This window comes from Micromonospora sp. WMMA1923 (assembly GCF_049179195.1).
In the GTDB taxonomy this organism is placed as follows: Bacteria; Actinomycetota; Actinomycetes; order Mycobacteriales; family Micromonosporaceae; genus Micromonospora; species Micromonospora yangpuensis.
The window spans coordinates 2,869,306-2,885,056 of record NZ_JBMHLZ010000001.1 but is presented as its reverse complement, the minus strand read 5'-3'; the positions used below and the strand labels follow the sequence as shown (position 1 = coordinate 2,885,056).

11 protein-coding genes are annotated in these 15,751 nt (G+C 66.0%); 5 read left to right on the top strand and 6 right to left on the bottom strand.

The genetic code is table 11. From position 1 onward, the window contains the following. The first annotated feature begins 44 nt into the window (after positions 1 to 44). The 3 genes from ACN28G_RS13030 to ACN28G_RS13020 all read left to right on the top strand — a co-directional run bounded on the left by ACN28G_RS13030 (position 45) and on the right by ACN28G_RS13020 (position 8,401). Positions 45 to 2,975 carry a helicase-related protein gene (locus ACN28G_RS13030; protein ID WP_421479212.1) on the top strand — a complete coding sequence of 977 codons (2,931 nt, stop codon included), beginning with the start codon at positions 45 to 47 and terminating at the stop codon, positions 2,973 to 2,975. Beyond that, positions 2,975 to 7,090, top strand: a complete 4,116-nt coding sequence (locus tag ACN28G_RS13025) for an Eco57I restriction-modification methylase domain-containing protein (RefSeq protein WP_421479211.1) — start codon at positions 2,975 to 2,977, stop codon at positions 7,088 to 7,090. The genes ACN28G_RS13030 and ACN28G_RS13025 overlap by 1 nt, the downstream gene beginning before the upstream one ends. A 525-nt stretch (positions 7,091 to 7,615) precedes the next feature. Continuing rightward, entirely contained in the window at positions 7,616 to 8,401 is a 786-nt protein-coding gene (locus tag ACN28G_RS13020) for a hypothetical protein (protein WP_421479210.1), read from the top strand. Positions 8,402 to 8,744: 343 nt separating this feature from the next. Here ACN28G_RS13020 and ACN28G_RS13015 read toward each other — a convergent pair whose 3' ends face one another. The 4 genes from ACN28G_RS13015 to ACN28G_RS13000 form a co-directional block, all read right to left on the bottom strand. Next, entirely contained in the window at positions 8,745 to 9,167 is a 423-nt protein-coding gene (locus tag ACN28G_RS13015; RefSeq protein WP_421479209.1) for a hypothetical protein, read from the bottom strand. A 6-nt stretch (positions 9,168 to 9,173) separates the two neighbouring features. Beyond that, positions 9,174 to 9,410, bottom strand: coding sequence for a GntR family transcriptional regulator (locus ACN28G_RS13010; RefSeq protein WP_421479208.1), 237 nt, complete (start codon positions 9,408 to 9,410; stop codon positions 9,174 to 9,176). Between the two features lie 346 nt (positions 9,411 to 9,756). Continuing rightward, positions 9,757 to 9,939: a helix-turn-helix transcriptional regulator gene (locus ACN28G_RS13005; RefSeq protein WP_421479207.1), complete on the bottom strand. Its 183-nt coding sequence runs from the start codon at positions 9,937 to 9,939 to the stop codon at positions 9,757 to 9,759. Between the two features lie 49 nt (positions 9,940 to 9,988). Continuing rightward, positions 9,989 to 10,165, bottom strand: a complete 177-nt coding sequence (locus tag ACN28G_RS13000) for a DNA-binding protein (protein WP_308472690.1) — start codon at positions 10,163 to 10,165, stop codon at positions 9,989 to 9,991. A 348-nt stretch (positions 10,166 to 10,513) separates the two neighbouring features. Between ACN28G_RS13000 and ACN28G_RS12995 the strand changes: the two genes are divergently transcribed. Beyond that, positions 10,514 to 11,383 (top strand): helix-turn-helix domain-containing protein, encoded by an 870-nt coding sequence (locus ACN28G_RS12995; protein WP_421479206.1) that lies wholly within the window; start codon positions 10,514 to 10,516, stop codon positions 11,381 to 11,383. A 371-nt stretch (positions 11,384 to 11,754) separates the two neighbouring features. Next, entirely contained in the window at positions 11,755 to 12,678 is a 924-nt protein-coding gene (locus ACN28G_RS12990; protein ID WP_421479205.1) for a PIN domain-containing protein, read from the top strand. A 68-nt stretch (positions 12,679 to 12,746) separates the two neighbouring features. Here ACN28G_RS12990 and ACN28G_RS12985 read toward each other — a convergent pair whose 3' ends face one another. Next, positions 12,747 to 14,336 carry a hypothetical protein gene (locus tag ACN28G_RS12985; protein WP_421479204.1) on the bottom strand — a complete coding sequence of 530 codons (1,590 nt, stop codon included), beginning with the start codon at positions 14,334 to 14,336 and terminating at the stop codon, positions 12,747 to 12,749. 93 nt (positions 14,337 to 14,429) lie between these two features. Next, on the bottom strand, positions 14,430 to 15,617 hold the full coding sequence (locus tag ACN28G_RS12980) for a hypothetical protein (RefSeq protein WP_421479203.1): 1,188 nt from the start codon (positions 15,615 to 15,617) through the stop codon (positions 14,430 to 14,432). Positions 15,618 to 15,751 lie beyond the last annotated feature (134 nt).

Below are 15,751 nucleotides of genomic sequence, written 5' to 3'. Positions count from 1 at the left end.
CACCACAACAGAACAGTCCACGACGCGAAGGACCCCCTCCCCTCATGACCATCCCCTTCAGCGCCGGATCGCTGGTCTCCGCCCGGGGCCGCGACTGGGTAGTGCTGCCGGAGAGCGCCAGCGACCTGCTCGTGCTGCGCCCGCTCGGCGGTGCGGACGACGACATCGCCGCCGTCTTCCCCGCCTTCGAGCAGGTACGCAGCGCCGAGTTCGCCGACCCGTCCCCGACCGACCTCGGCGACGCCCAGGCCGCCGGGCTGCTCCGTTCGGCCCTGCGGATCGGCTTCCGCTCCGGCGCCGGCCCGTTCCGCTCGCTGGCCGGCATCGCCGTGGAACCCCGCGCCTACCAGCTGGTGCCGCTGCTGATGGCGTTGCGCCAGCCGACCGTACGGATGCTCATCTCCGACGACGTCGGCATCGGCAAGACCGTCGAGGCGGGACTGATCGCCAGCGAGCTGCTCGCCCAGGGCAGCGCCAGCGGGCTCGCCGTGCTCTGCTCCCCGGCCCTGGCCGAGCAGTGGCAGGACGAACTGCGTACCAAGTTCGGCATCGACGCGGAGCTGGTCCTGGCCTCCACGGTGTCCCGGCTGGAACGCGGCCTGGACCTCGGCCAGTCGCTCTTCGACCGGCACCCGCACGTGATCGTCTCCACCGACTTCATCAAGTCCACCCGGCACCGCGACGACTTCGTCCGGCACTGCCCGGACCTGGTCATCGTCGACGAGGCCCACACCTGTGTGGCCGCCGACGACACGGTGACCAGCCAGAACCAGCTCCGCTACGAGCTGCTGCAACGGGTGGCCGCCGACACCGGCCGGCACCTGCTGCTGGTCACCGCCACCCCGCACAGCGGCAAGGAGGGCGCCTTCCGCAACCTGCTCGGCCTGCTGAAGCCGGAGCTGGCCGACGTCGATCTCGGCTCCGACGCCGGCCGCCGCGCCCTCGCCCCGTACTTCGTGCACCGCAAGCGCCAGGACGTGCGCAAGTACCTGACCCGGGAGGACGGGGTCGCCGACGACTCGCTCACCGAGCAGACCTCGTTCCCCACCGACCGGGAGTTCAAGGACGAGACGTACAAGCTCTCCCCGGCGTACCGGGCGTTGCTGGATGACGCCATCGCGTACGCCAGCGAGCGGGTGAGCGCCGCGGACCAGCGCGGCCGGCGGGAGGTCCGGATCGCCTGGTGGTCGGCGATCGCCCTGCTGCGTTCGCTGGTGTCCTCACCGCGCGCCGCCGCGCAGACCCTGCAGACCCGCTCGGCGACCGCCACCGCCCGCGACGCCGCCGAGGCCGACCGGCTTGGTGCCCCGCTGACCAGCGACTTCTCCGACGCCGACGCGCTGGAGGGGCTGGACGTCGCCCCCGGCGCGGAGACCACCGACGCCGACAGCGCGGCCGGGGCACGGCTGGCGCAGCTCGCCGCCCAGGCCGCGAAGCTGGAGGGGCCGGCCGAGGACACCAAGCTCGCCACCCTGGTCAAGCAGGTCAAGGCGCTGCTCAAGGAGGGCTACCACCCGATCGTCTTCTGCCGCTACATCCCCACCGCCGAGTACGTCGCCGAACACCTCGACGGCAAGCTCGGCAAGAAGACCATCGTCCGGGCGGTCACCGGCACCCTCTCCCCGCAGCAGCGCATCCAGCGCATCGAGGACCTGGCCCGCGACGCCGGGGACGACCCGGCCGCCCGTCGGGTGCTGGTGGCCACGGACTGTCTCTCCGAGGGCGTGAACCTGCAACACCACTTCGACGCGGTGATCCACTACGACCTGGCCTGGAACCCCACCCGCCACGATCAACGGGAGGGTCGGGTCGACCGGTACGGACAGCAGCGCGGCGTGGTGCGGGTCGTCACCCTCTACGGCAGCGACAACGGCATCGACGGCAAGGTCCTCGACGTCCTCATCCGCAAGCACCGCCAGATCCGCAAGGACCTCGGCATCTCCGTCTCCGTCCCGGACGCCGCCTCCTCCGGAGTGACCGACGCGATCGTGGAGTGGCTGCTGCTGCGCGGCCGAGACGGCGAACAGGGCAGCCTCTTCGACGCCGACGAGTACCGCGCCATCGACAAAAAGGCCGCCGCACTGGCCAGCGACTGGCAGTCCGCCGCCGAACGGGAGAAGACCTCCCGCTCCCGCTTCGCCCAGCACGCCATCCACCCGCAGGAGGTGGCCCGCGAGGTCGCCGCCATCCGGGACACCCTGGGCCGTACCTCGGAGATCGAAGGCTTCGTCCGACGGGCCCTGCGCAGCCTCGACGGCTTCCTGCGCGACGACCCCGCGCACCCGGGCGACTTCACCGCCGACGTCAGCGGCACCCCCGCCGGCCTGCGCGACGCCCTCGCCCCGGCGCTCGGCGGCGACGCCGTGGAGACCGGCCGGCCGGTACCGTTCCGCACCACCGCCGCGGTCAAACGCGGCGAGGTCGCCATGGTCCGCACCGACCCCGCGGTGGCGGCACTGGCCGGATACGTCCTCAACGCCGCCCTCGACGAGCAGACCGCCGGCCCCCGCCCGGCCCGCCGCTGCGGGGTGATCCGCACCCGCGCGGTGACCAGCCGCACCACCCTGCTGGTGGTCCGCTACCGCTTCCAGCTCACCCTGCCCTCGCGGGCCGGCAGCCGGCAGCTCGTCGCCGAGGACGCCCGGCTGCTCGCCTTCGCCGGCAGCCCCGGCAACGCCCGCTGGCTCGACCACCCCGAGGCCCTGGCGCTGCTGGACGCCACCGCCGACGCCAACACCGACCCCGGCTTCGGCGAACGCACCATGCGGCAGATCCTCACCGACCTGCCCGCGACCCACGACCACCTGACCGGGTACGGCGACGAGCTGGCCGCCGAACTGCTCGCCTCGCACCGCCGGGTGCGCAGCGCCGCCGGCGAGATCGTCCGGGGCCTCACCGTCACCGCCCAGGGCCGCCCCGACGTCCTCGGTGCCTACGTCTACCTGCCCGCCCCCACCGCCGGAGCTGTCGCCTGATGTCCGCCACCGCCCGCAACCAGATCTTCACCGCAGTGCACACCATCGGCGGCCTGCTCCCCGCCGACATGCTGGTCCGCATCGCCGAGGGCAGGGACGTCCCCGGCAGCAAGCCCGCCGACTACCGGGTGGTCGCCGCACGTTCGGTCCGCGACGACGCCGAACGCCACTGGGACTGGCTCAGGTCGGTGTGGAAAGACCTGCGCGACACGCTGCCGGTCGCCCCGGAGGCCGACACCCCCGCCGACCCGACCGGCCGTGCCGTCACCCAGTGGCTGGAACCGCTGTTCAACGCCTTCGGCTTCGGCATCCTCACCCCGATCGGGGCCACCGGCATCACCGCCGACGACGGCCGCAAGACCTTCCCGATCAGCCACCGCTGGGACCACGTCCCGATCCACCTGGCCCCGTGGAACGCCACCCTCGACAAGCGCCCGGCCACCGGCGGCGTGCCACCGCAGTCACTGGTGCAGGAGTGCCTGAACCGCACCGACGCCCACCTGTGGGGAGTGCTCACCAACGGCCGGCAACTGCGACTGCTGCGCGACTCCAACGCCCTGGCCACCGCCGCCTACGTCGAGTTCGACCTGGAGGCGATCTTCGACGGCGAACTGTTCAGCGAGTTCGTCCTGCTCTACCGGCTGCTGCACGTCTCCCGCTTCGCGGTGGGGGAGGGGGCTACCCCGTCGACCTGCTGGCTGGAGAAGTGGCGCACCGAAGCCATCTCCTCGGGCGTACGCGCGTTGGACTATCACCGAGAGGCGGTCAAGAGCGCGATCATGGCGCTCGGCACCGGGTTCCTCAGGCACCCGGCCAACGGCGAGCTGCGACGTGATCTCGACGTCAACGCCTACCACGCAGCCCTGCTGCGCCTGGTCTATCGGCTGATCTTCCTCTTCGTCGCCGAGGATCGCGACGCCCTGCACCCACCAAGCACCAGCGACGAGACTCGCGATCGGTATGCGAAGTACTTTTCCTCTGCGCGGCTGCGCCGCCAGGCGTTGCGCCGTCGGGGCACCACGCACGCAGACCTCTACCAGGCGCTACGGATCGTCCTCACGGCGCTCGGCGACGTCGATGGACGCCCTGAACTGGGACTTCCCGGCCTCGGCGGCCTCTACGACGACGTCGAGGCCGATGCTCCGCTGCACGGGCTGTCGCTCGCGAACAAGGACCTGCTGGAAGCGGTTCGCTTCCTTAGCCGGGTCCGGCACGGTGGATCAGGCCGTTGGCGTCCGGTGGACTACCGCAACATGGGTGCCGAGGAACTGGGCTCGATCTACGAATCGCTGCTGGAGTCGGTGCCGAAGCACAGCCCGACGGACAGCACCTTCGCACTGGTCGACCGTGCCGGCAATGACCGCAAGAAGACGGGCTCGTACTACACGCCGAGTTCGCTGATCGAGACCCTGCTCGACTCCACGCTCGACCCGGTCATCGACGACGCGCAGAAGCGCGGTGACCAGAAGGCGGCGGCTGAAGGCAAGCCCGACACGACCGAGAGCATCATCGACGAGCTGCTGTCGCTGACCGTCTGTGACCCGGCCTGTGGGTCCGGCCACTTTCTGGTCGCTGCCGCTCGCCGGATCGCCAAGCGCGTCGCGGCCATCCGGGAAGGCAACCCGGAGCCCACGGTCGAGGCGGTACGACACGCGCTGCACGAAGTGGTCGGTCGGTGCATCTACGGCGTCGACCTCAATCCGATGGCGGTGGAACTCGCCAAGGTATCCCTCTGGCTGGAGGCGCTGGAACCGGGCCGACCGCTGGACTTCCTGGACGCGCACGTCAAGCACGGCAACGGCTTGATGGGGGCGACGCCAGCCTTGATCAGAGGCGGCATCCCCAGTAAGGCTTTCAGACCAGTCGAAGGCGACGATCCTGCTTGGGCACGGGCACTGGAGAGACGCAACGAAGTCGAACGGGACGAACATCCCGTCCTCTTCGGACTCGACGAAGGCATGTCCCTGACCAACATCACCTTCGCGACCGCCCTGCGGCAGATCATCCGCACTTCGGCCGGCGACCTTCGCGGCGTCCGCAAGCGGGCCGCCGCATACCGTGAGTGGGCCTGCTCTGCGGCGTACGTGCACGCCAAGCACGTTGCCGACGCGTGGTGCGCGGCGTTCGTCTGGCACAAGGCGAAGGATGCACCCAAAGCCATCACGCATGAGATCTTCCGAACGCTCCGGGATCCGGCTGGAGCAGGTGCTTTCCAGGTCACGCACGACGAGATTGCGCGCCTACGTGAGCGGTACACTTTTTTCCACTGGCATCTGGAGTTCCCGGAAATCTTCGTGGTGCCGAAAGAATCCACCCCCCATGTCGACGTCGACCCGACTACGGGTTGGGCGGGTGGCTTCTCGTGTGTCCTCGGAAACCCACCCTGGGACAAGGTCGACTTCGAGGACAAGAAGTACTTCAGCGTGGTCGAGCCCGAGATTGCCGCGATTGCCGGCACCGCTCGCCGAAGTCGGATCGCCGCTTGGGCAGAGGAGTTCCCGGACGAGGGCGAGCGCTATCGAGCCGAACGCAGGCGAGTAAAGGCGAGTTTCCACTTTGCAGCTGGATCCGGTGCCTTTCCTCTCTGCGCGAAGGGCCTCACCGTCAGGGGGGTAAATTCGCTTCAGACGGACCAGCTTTTCACCGAGCGCTTTGCCTCGATCATCACATTGACAGGTCGTTTCGGATGTGTCATTCCCACGGCTATTGCTACGGGTGCCGGTGCCCAGCATCTCTTCAGTGGGCTCAGCGGGAGTGGCCGTATTGCATCGCTCTATGACTTCGAGAATCGCAAGCCGCTGTTCGTAGGTGTGCATTCCAGCTACAAGTTTTGTTTGCTAGCGGGCACTGGGCGAGGTTTGGCCGAACCGGCTGCGCGTTACGCCTTTTTTCTGGAATCCCCGATTGACCTTGATGGCAGCGATCGAGTGTTCGCACTCACCTCTGAAGAAATTATTCTGATCAACCCTAATACGGGGACGCTGCCAATCTTCCGTAGTCGGCGAGATGCAGACCTGACGGCCGCCATCTACCGTCGAGTCCCAGTGTTGTGGAATGAGAGTTGCCCACCCAGTAATCCGTGGGGATTAAGCTTCAAGAATCTGTTTAATATGACCGACGACTCCGATCTATTCCAAACCAGGGAAGAGTTGGAGGCCAACGGCTGGGCGTTGCAAGGGAACGTCTTCGTCCATGGTGAAGATCGAATGTTGCCGCTCTATGAGGGCAAAATGGTACATCAATTCGATCATCGCTGGAATTCCTACTATGGCGAAGGCAGTGACGACCGCGATCGCGTGACATCATTAGATAAGAGCCAACCGTTCACCATGGCGATGCCTCGTTACTGGGTGGCAGATGATGAATTAGTTTCTACGGTGAGAAAAGATCAAGATGTTAGGGTTGCTGGCGTTCAGTTGCGCATTAAGGAAGCCGGCTGGCCGTATGACTGGCTCTGTGGCTGGCGTGATGTGTGCCGTACCACCGACGAGCGCACGGCTATTCCCGCCATCATCCCGCGGACGGCGGTAGGGCACACTTTTCCATTGATGTTTCCAGGAGTCGGTCCAGCATTGTCTGCCGCCTTGATCGCTGCTCAGAGCTCCCTGGTTTTCGACTACATCAGTCGTCAAAAGGTGAGCGGCGCGCATATGGCCCTCATGACGTGGAAGCAGCTTCCAGTGCCCACCCCTGGGATGATGGAACCCCATGTGACATTCATTGCACCGCGTGTGTTGGAACTCATTTTTACCGCCAGCGACATGGCCCCGTTTGCGAGAGACCTTGCTTACCAAGGGGAGCCGTTCCGTTGGGACGAGAATCGCCGTGCTCAGATTCGCGCCGAATTGGACGCCTACTTCTTCCATTTGTACGGCATTGAGCGCGACGATGTCGACTACATTATGGAGTCGTTTCAGACAGAGAATGGCGGACTGAAGAACAACGACATCGCGAAACATGGCTCATATCGCACAAAGGAACTGGTCCTTGCTGAGTATGACCGCATGGCTGCGGCTGGACTAGGTCTAAATGATCCGTTGGTCGATGGTCAGAGCTACTTATCACCGTTAACTCCTCCGCCAGGCCAGCCTCCAATGCATGTTTCAAGAATTTGACATTTCGGTCGTCGGTTGATAATGCGGCGCAGCTCGAATGTGAGTTGCAAAATAAGTCTGTGGGAGTTTGTTGTGTTCCCGGCTGAACTGAACTGGCAAGTCATTTGGCCTACGCTTTTTGGTGTTTGTGTAGGCGTCCTGCTTCTCTATGTTTTTTATCTGGCGGTAAAGACGGAATGGCCGATCAAGTATGCAACTCTAGCCGCTAGTGATTACGGGGTTGTGGTAAATCGAGGCTTCGCGCGGTACCTGCTCTTTGCGCTAGGTCCGACGTACTTGGTGTCCTTGCTCGTCGCAACTACGGTGGGCAGATTTGGCGGCCACTCCGTAGTGTGCGCACTTGGCATTGGTGCGGTTCATGCCGCCCGGACGCAGGGGGTCCGGATATTTAGCAGCTTGAAGATGCGGGGTTCGAGGCTGCGGATACCGACGGTAGTTTTCTCTGCAGTGTCATTGCTGGGGCTCTTGTTGGTCAGCTTTATTGGCGGTCTCGGTCCTGGGCCTGCGGTAGTTGTGGTGCCTACAGTGGACGAGTTCTTTAAAGCAATCTGGACTGCAGCATTTGTGGCGGTGGTTGCCGTCATCGCACTTCGTGACAATAGCAAATATCATGACACTGAAGAGATTGTGACGCGATCTCGGCGGGAAGTAGGTGATGAGCTACTCGCAATTGGTCGGCAGGCCGCGGCCGAGTTTAGCGCTGATGCGACACTGGTGGAGGCGATAATTCTCACGGAAAATCTAGAAAGGCCAAGATGGTTTCGTGGACTTGAGCGCTTAAAAGGTAAATTCTTTTCTTCTGGAAGTTATGGAGTAATGCAAGTGTGGTCAGAGAATCCAATTTCTGACGGAGATTCTATCTGGATTGCTGTACGGCAACATCTAAGTGGATCTAGCGCTTCTCTAAGTTACAGCGATTATGGTTTTGTGGACCACGAGCAACTTTCTCACGCGCTGCATGCGTATAACCCGAATAAGGCGTTCGTGAGTCTCTCGACGGACATCTTTCAACATATTCATGACCCAGGCAGCCGAAGAGTTGAAAATATCGAGTCCGAGGCTGACCCTTTGATGGAGTTTGCAGAACTGGACAAGGTTGATCGTGAGGCTGCCGATCTTTCCTATGAAGCTTATGTGTTGGGTATGATGCGGCAAGCCATGCAAGCTGCATCCAAGGCTTCGCCTGAATCAATTGCTCGCCTCAGTTTGGCTTTTGCTTCTTTTCAGAAAGACTTTCCGGAGAGCTCGCCACAGTCCAAAGAGGGCGATGAGCCAAAGATTCGTCAGGTGGGTTCTAGTAGCAAATCCTAGCGAAGGCGTTGAAAGTGGCCCGAGTGTTGCAAGGGCGGTACATCGGTCCTTGGCAAGTGCTTGTTGTCTTTCATGTTCTTATAGATCGCTGCGGTTGAAATGCGAAAGAGCGCGCGTTGCACTCTCCGCCCGGTAGCCGTATCGAGCCCGGGCCGCCGGTGGTGCCAGGACTCGTTAACCGGGGCGCTCCACCTCGACCGTCCGGCGGAGGTGGCCGCGTACAAGGAGACCTGGATCGGCTTGGCCGGGTTGGCTCTGGCCGAGGAGCAGTCCCGGCGACTAGTTACCAAGATCCTTGTGGAGCTTCACCGGGGTTGAACTGCCCGGCGGCCGTCCGGACGCGCTACGGACGATCAGTCAGGGTGACCGCTTCCGCCAGGAGGGAGTCCAGGTCGGTGTCGGTGAGGTTGGCCTCGGCGAGGATCTTCAACGCGGTGGCGGCCTGGATGGCTCCGATCATCTCCTGGGCGGCGGTGTAGTCCACCGACGGGTCGACGACCGACATGATCAGCCGTTCGGCGGCCTCGGCGTTGATTTCCGCGCCGCCGTGCAGGTCGGTGCGCAGGTCGGCCACGAACTTGATCACGTCGGACCACTCGGCGTTCTCGCCGAACCGGAGGTCCACGGCGAGGAAGAAGGCCATCGCCAGGAACTTCGGGAAGCCGTCCCAGCCCTCGGCCTGGAGCCTGGCCTCGATCGCATCGTTCGCGGCGTGCTCCCCGCGCACCAGTGTACGGATGTAGTCGGGGAACTCAGGTCTGATCATGTGAATCTATGAGTCTTCAGCGCGGGCGTCGACGACGAAGACGCCGAGCCCTTGCCTGCCGATTAGTTCTCCGGACTCGATCATGGAGTCGACGGCTCTGCGGACAGTGGCGGAGCTGGTCGAGTGTTGGTCCATGAGGTCCCGGGTAGTGGGGATCCTCTCGCCCGGCTTCAGCAGGCCGGCTCTGATCCGGGCCCTGAGGTTGTCGCGAATCGACCGCCATAGGTGCTGGGCGTGAGTCATATCCAGATCCGACCATCGATCATCTGCCTGTCGGCAAGCAACCGTGGGTTTGCTAGGAACCCTAGGAAAGCGGCGGCCGCGTCACCGGGCGAAGGATGGGGAAGGCAAACTGCCACCGGGTCGCTAATCAACGATGGGGAGGGCTCATGGTTAAAGCGATGGGATTGGTTTGTGCGGGCGGGGGAGGCGACCTCGCAGGCTCGCGTACCCGGTCCGGTGGTGATGGCGCGGTGTGGGGTCTGCGTGATGACGCTCGCCCCGGTCGAAGGTGGCGATCAGCGGCCCTCAGTTGCCTCATGCGCTACGTCGGATGGAGTCGCGCTGGCCGCCCCGGCGAGCGAGGTTCTTAGTCTTCGGTGGTCTCGGGGGCCGGGCGGTGGGCCTTGATCCAGCGTTCGACGTCTTCGGTCTGCCAGATCCGGCCGACGGAGAGGACGGCCACCGGGTCCGGGAAGGACTTCGAGTTGGTGATCTGGTAGGCACGCGTACGGGAGACGCCGAGCATCTCCTGGATCTCCTGGCTCGCCACCAGCCGAAGGCCTCCCGTGCCTCCACCGCGGGGGGTCGCTCGGGACGGTTCAGCTCTCCGGGGGTGGCGGTTCGTCCGCACCCTTGGCCTTCCAGGGCTGGTGCTGGGCGATCCAGGCTTCCACGTCCTCCACCAGCCAGACAGCGCCGCCGGCCAGGCGGTCGAAGGGGTGTGGGAAGTCGGGGCGGCTGGTGAGCTGAACGACGCGGACCCGGGAGACGCCCAAGCGTTCCTGAAGCTCCGCGCTTCCGTACAGCCTCCGCTTCCAGCCCACCCTGGAAGCATCCCGAGCTGACCCCCTTGCGAATACGCAAGCCCTCGTCGGTTCACCTGAACGGGCAGCTCAGATCGGGTTGCCTCGCAATCTGCAGCCACTGTCGTACTTGACAGGGGGTATGGGAGCGAGTTCGCTATTGGCATCTAGCAGAAGGGGAGGGCACATGGCTAGGCATGGGAAGCGGTGGGTGCGGGTGAGGGAGGCGGCCCGTGGTCGCGTACCCGATGGGGTGGTGGCGTCGCGGTGCGGCGGCGCGGTGGTTCGCGTGGTGCCGGTGCTGCGGGGAGGGCGGGGGCGGTGAGCGAGGGTGTGGTGTCGGGGGTGCCTCGGCGGGTGTTGGGGCGGGCGTTGCGGGAGTTGCGGTCCGAAGCGCGGATGACCCTGGAGGGCGCGGCCGACGCGTTGGGGTGGAGTCGGCGCAGGGTGTGGCTGATCGAGGGTGGTGGCGGCCCGACCCGGGGTGCGGACGTGCGGGCGATGTGCGAGCTGTACGACGCGCGTACTAAATTGACCGGCGCGTTGGTGGCGCTGGCCGGGGAGACCCGGTCGAAGGGCTGGTGGCGCGCCTACGAGGGGCCGGTCCCGGCCTGGTTCGACGTGTACGCCGGCCTGGAGTCCGATGCCTGCCGCCTGCGCGAGTACCAGCACGCGCTGATCCCCGCCCTGCTCCAGACCCGTGGGTACGCGCTGCGGGTCGAGGGGCACCTGCCCGCCGGTGAGCGCGATCGGGTGGTCGAGGCGCGGTTGGCCCGGCAGGGGCTGCTGCGGCGGACGTTTCCCGTGCCGCCGCGGCTGGAGGTGGTGTTGTCGGAGTCGGTGTTACTGCGGGCGGCCTGTGATCCGGCGACCGGGGTGGGTCAGCTTCGACACCTGTTGGAGGTGGGTGGGTTGCCGCAGGTGTCGATCCGGGTGCTGCCGTTCGCCGCCGGGATGTGTGCGGGTGTGCTCGCCGGGCCGTTCGTGCTGCTCGATTTTCCGCCTGGCAACCGGGCCGAGGTCGCGCCGCCGGTGGTGTATCAGGAGTCGATGACCGGCGCGCTCTACCTCGACCGCCCGCACGAGCTCGCCGCGTACCAGCGGGCCTGGGCCAGCTTCGACGACCTTGCCCTCGACCCGGACCAGTCCCGAACCCTGGTCGAGAAGATCCTGGAGGAGGCCGGCAGCTGAACGGCGGTCGCTGACCCACCACGGCTCACCGTGGGCTGCGCCGGGCGACGTGTCCGCCGCTCGGCGCGGCGAGGCTCAGCGGTCGCTCGACACCGGGTCCTGCCGCTGGCCGTCGTTCCGGGCGAAGCGCTGCAGGATCCGCACGTACAACATGCCCATGCAGCCCCTCACTTGCCGCCCGTTCGCCGTCGAGGACGGACGGGGTGTCCGCTTGCAGCGCGGTTGTGGTCCGCTGGGCGCGTACGCTGTTGCGGGCCGGAGTTACGCAGTGTGGAGGAGGTGGCGATGACGAGTGATGGTTCACCGGTCGTCGACCTGACCCTGCGGGCGGTCGGTCCGGCCACCGAAGGTGGACGGCTTCCGCTCGCGAGTTGTCCCGACTGGCCAGCGGGTTGCAGGCGACCCTGGAGTTGCTGGCGTTGAGTATCGCCGGCAAGGCCGCTGGGCCTGGCCGCCGACCTCGGGAGATCGTGGACGCGGTGCGGCTCGACTTCGTCGGCTTCCGCGCGGGCTCGGCCGTGCTGGATATCGCGCGGACGGGGCAGCTCCAGCTCGGCGAAGGGGTGTTGGAGCAGGCGTTGACGGCGCTGGAGGAGGGCACCAACAGCCTCCGCGAGCGGCCCGACGTGCGTCCGCCGCACTTCGGTCCGCAGGTGCTCAACCAGCTCAGAAGCCTGACCGGAGGCATCAGCACCAGCAACGTCACCCGGGTGGAGCTGCGGCAGGGCGATCGCTCTCGATTCCTCATCGACGACGCCCTGCAGAGCGCTGTTCGCCGGACATCCTTCGAGAAGATCGCTCAGGAGTCGACCGTGGTGGGCAGGCTCCACATGGGTGACTTTTCGCCCGCGACTCTGCGCTGCCGGATCGACACCTACGCGGGAAGTATCCTGTGCGACTTCGACTCGGATCTGCGTGACGCCGTGCTGGACGCGATGGACCAGATGGTGATGGCGGAGGGCGTCGCTGACCTTGAGCCCAACGGCGCGACGATCCGTTTTGCGAGCATCGCCGAGCTGCACTACGGGGCCGCGAAAGCACGCTGGGGTGAGCGTCGGCTCCGAGCCCTGGAGGAGGCCGTACGGCGTTACGTCGTCGCCCTGTACGACCAGGAACTGGCTCGGTTGTGGGGTCGTCTCAAGGCGCAGGCCCAGTCCGCCGGCCATCCGCTCGAACATGCGGCGCAGACCAACGACCTGTGGATCTGCGCCACGGTGATCCGCTACGAAGCGCCACTACTGACGTTGAACCGTCGTCACTTCGACGGCTTTCCCGGGCTCGCCGTTCTACCCTGACTAGGTGGTGTGCTGCTGCGCGTGGCCGGCGTGTCGGTCACGTCCCACCCGGAGGATCAGGGGCGCTGTCACTGACCACGGTGGAGAAGGTGGACGACGAGGACGGTGCCGTCCGGGCCGTACGAATACACCCCGCCGTCGCGCGCCGTTGCCCGCCGCCCGAAGACAGCCGGTGCTCCCTTGAGGTACGGCCCGACCCGGCCCTCGGCCAGATGGCGGTAGAGGCTGCTCTCCACACCCCGGAATACCTCAAGCGTCCTGCCCCGACCCAGCGGAGCGCGGTATCGGGTGCCCTCCGCGGACAGCCCGTCAGGCAATGGGATGGTGCCGGCCGTGCTCGTGGCCCAGGGCGGATCCAACTCGAAGAGCCCAGGCTGGAGTTCCGGCTCCTCCCTCCCGCGTTGACGGGGCGTGGCATAGCCGCTGGCGGTGGCGCTGTCACCGGCGAAGAGCAGCGTGGTGGCTGCCACCGCCCGGGTCAGGACCCGGGTGAACCAGCCCCGCTGCTCCGCCGGCACGTCGAAGACCTGAGGTGCCCCGGGTGGCAGCTCCTCGGCAGGGTCGGCCGCACTGGTCGCCGGTGTGGTGCCGGTGGCGGCGGGCGGAGCATCTGCCGGCTCTTCCCTGTCGCGGGTCTCGTCCGGCGCGGCGGGTCGAGGCCGCCAGAACTGCTCCTCGGGATTGATGCTCAGCAACTCGTCCAGGTGGTCGTTGCCGCCGGACCACAGCTCGTCGTCACCGGGCGGGTCGAGCGCGTACGCGGTGATCCCGGACTGCGCCAGGCATGAGGCCACCATCAGCGACGACTGGGGCCGCCCTGCCTTCAGAGCCATTTCCGCGTCAACCGCGTGGAACGTCCATCGCGGGAACTGGCGGCGTAGCACGTCCCTGGCCACGACCAGGGCCAGCCCGATGCCCAACTGCTCGGACTGGGTCACCTTGTGGTGGTAGACGACGGCGTTGGCGTGCGTGGAGAGCGCGAGCCGCTGCTGGCGAGTCCTGGTCAACGTCGCGCAATACCGGACGTGGGCCCAGTGCCGGGCCACCTGCGCCAGCGGAGACGCGGTCAGCAGGGTGGTGGCCACCCCGAGTGCGTGCAGCACCTGTGCCGGGCTGGTGGGCAGCAGTCCCTTGCCGACGTTCACCGGGGTCAGCGGTTTGCCGTACCGGTACGCCTCCTGGTCGAGGGATCGGTCCTTGGCGTACTCACATCGGCGAACTCCTTGCGAACGGCGGACATCGACCGCCCGACCGGCAAGCCTGGCGCACAGGTCCGCCAGCGGCCATGCCTGGAGGTGGCTGACCCGTGCGGCATAAACCGCCACCGTGTCCAGCTGGTACTCGTCCCGGTAGTCCAGCAGCACGTACCCCAGCAGCTGGTCGAGTTCGGTGCGGGACAGCGCTGCCGCCCTGGTGCCGTCGGCTCGGGGCCGCCCACCCTGCCCGGCTTTGAAGTCCACCAACATTCCACCGACGATCAGGTCGGCGTCGGCGTTGAGGTCCGCACTGCCCTCGAAGGTCGGCCCGGTCACCACCCGTCCCGCCGACAGGGCCGGCAACAGCCGGACCACCGCGAGATCCCGCATCGCGACCAGGTCGGCGACCTCATCGGCATTGGCCAGCGCCAACCGCGTCTGAAAGTCGGCTCCGGTAGGCATCGGTGAGGTCCTGTCCGATCACGGCGACATCACCGCCTCGGTGATTCGCTCTTGAGGCCCACCGTCGCCGCCGACACCCTCAAGCGCACCCTCTCAGGAGGGTCGGTGCGATGGTGAGGGTGACGTTCTCGTGCGCCAGTCGATAAGGGGTTGCGTCGCTGAGGTCGGCGAGGCTGGTGCGGCTCCTACTCCCGGTGTGGTCATGGCTGCGACCGCGGCGAGGTGACCGGAGGAGACCTGTGACAAGACGGCGTCGTAACCCAGGCGGCCCTTTGAGCCCTGGGGAACTACGTGATCGGCCCAGTCGAGATCTGCGACGGCGTGCGCCTCTTCCCGAGAGAACGTCGTTCTGCCATGCTTAAGGTTCAGTAGGTGGTGGTAGGTGTCTTTGTGGCCGATCTCCACGGCGTCCTTCATGCTGTCGGGTAGCGCGCCATCGACTCGGGTTCCGTAGTCTCGGATCCTTGCCGCCCACTCCTCTCCACTGCGCAGGCGGCGCTTGTGTCTGGCGGTGACGGGCAGTGGTGTACCTGCGAATGCCGCGTCAAAGCCACGGCGGCCTGCCGAACCCTCAGGAACGACATGATCGGCCCATCCGAGATCTGCGACGGCGTGCGCCTCTTCCCGAGAGAACGTCGCTGTGTTGCGCCTGAGGGCCTGCAGGTGGTCGTAGGTGTCTTTGTGGCCGATCGCTTTGGCGCTTTTCTCGCCCTTGGGTAGGGCACCATCGATTCGGGTTCCGTAGTCTCGGATCCTTGCCGCCCACTCCTCTCCACTGCGCAGGCGGCGCTTGTGTCTGGCGGTGACGGGCAGTGGTGTACCTGCGAATGCCGCGTCAAAGCCACGGCGGCCTGCCGAACCCTCAGGAACGACATGATCGGCCCATCCGAGATCTGCGACGGCGTGCGCCACTTCCGGAGAGAACGTCGCTGTGCCGCGCCTGAGGGCCTGCAAGTGGTCGTAGGTGTCTTTGTGGCCGGTCTCTTGGGCGGCCTTCTTGCTGTTGGGTGAAGCGCCGTCGATTCGGTTCCCGTAGTCTCGGATCCTTCTCGCCCGTTCCTGGGCCTTTGCCCGGGGTCGGGCATCCGATGGCTGCCCGGTATCCGCTGACTCGACGGGGTCGAACAGCAGGCGGTCCAACGCTTCATCGTTCCACCCGTCAGAACCCCAGACTCTGCCCGAGGACGTATCACCCCATAAGGGTGCGGGCTCCTCAGTAGACCCGAGCGGCAGCTCAACTGCCGCGTTGACGTTCCACTCCGGACCCCACGGCTCAGACATGTACCCTCCTGCTCGTTCCGTGTCGTGGCATCATCCTTCCTGACCAGAACGGATGAAGATTCATGCGCCCCATGCCACGACGCCGGAGGCGACCAGCCCGGCGCGCACGTCGACGGGGTACGGCTGGCCACCAT

Coding starts and splice junctions, on each gene's coding strand:
- ACN28G_RS13030 (WP_421479212.1), top strand. CDS start 45: ATGACCATCCCCTTCAGCGCCGGATCGCTGGTCTCCGCCCGGGGCCGC.
- ACN28G_RS13025 (WP_421479211.1), top strand. CDS start 2,975: ATGTCCGCCACCGCCCGCAACCAGATCTTCACCGCAGTGCACACCATC.
- ACN28G_RS13015 (WP_421479209.1), bottom strand. CDS start 9,167: ATGATCAGACCTGAGTTCCCCGACTACATCCGTACACTGGTGCGCGGG.
- ACN28G_RS13010 (WP_421479208.1), bottom strand. CDS start 9,410: ATGACTCACGCCCAGCACCTATGGCGGTCGATTCGCGACAACCTCAGG.
- ACN28G_RS12985 (WP_421479204.1), bottom strand. CDS start 14,336: ATGCCTACCGGAGCCGACTTTCAGACGCGGTTGGCGCTGGCCAATGCC.
- ACN28G_RS12980 (WP_421479203.1), bottom strand. CDS start 15,617: ATGTCTGAGCCGTGGGGTCCGGAGTGGAACGTCAACGCGGCAGTTGAG.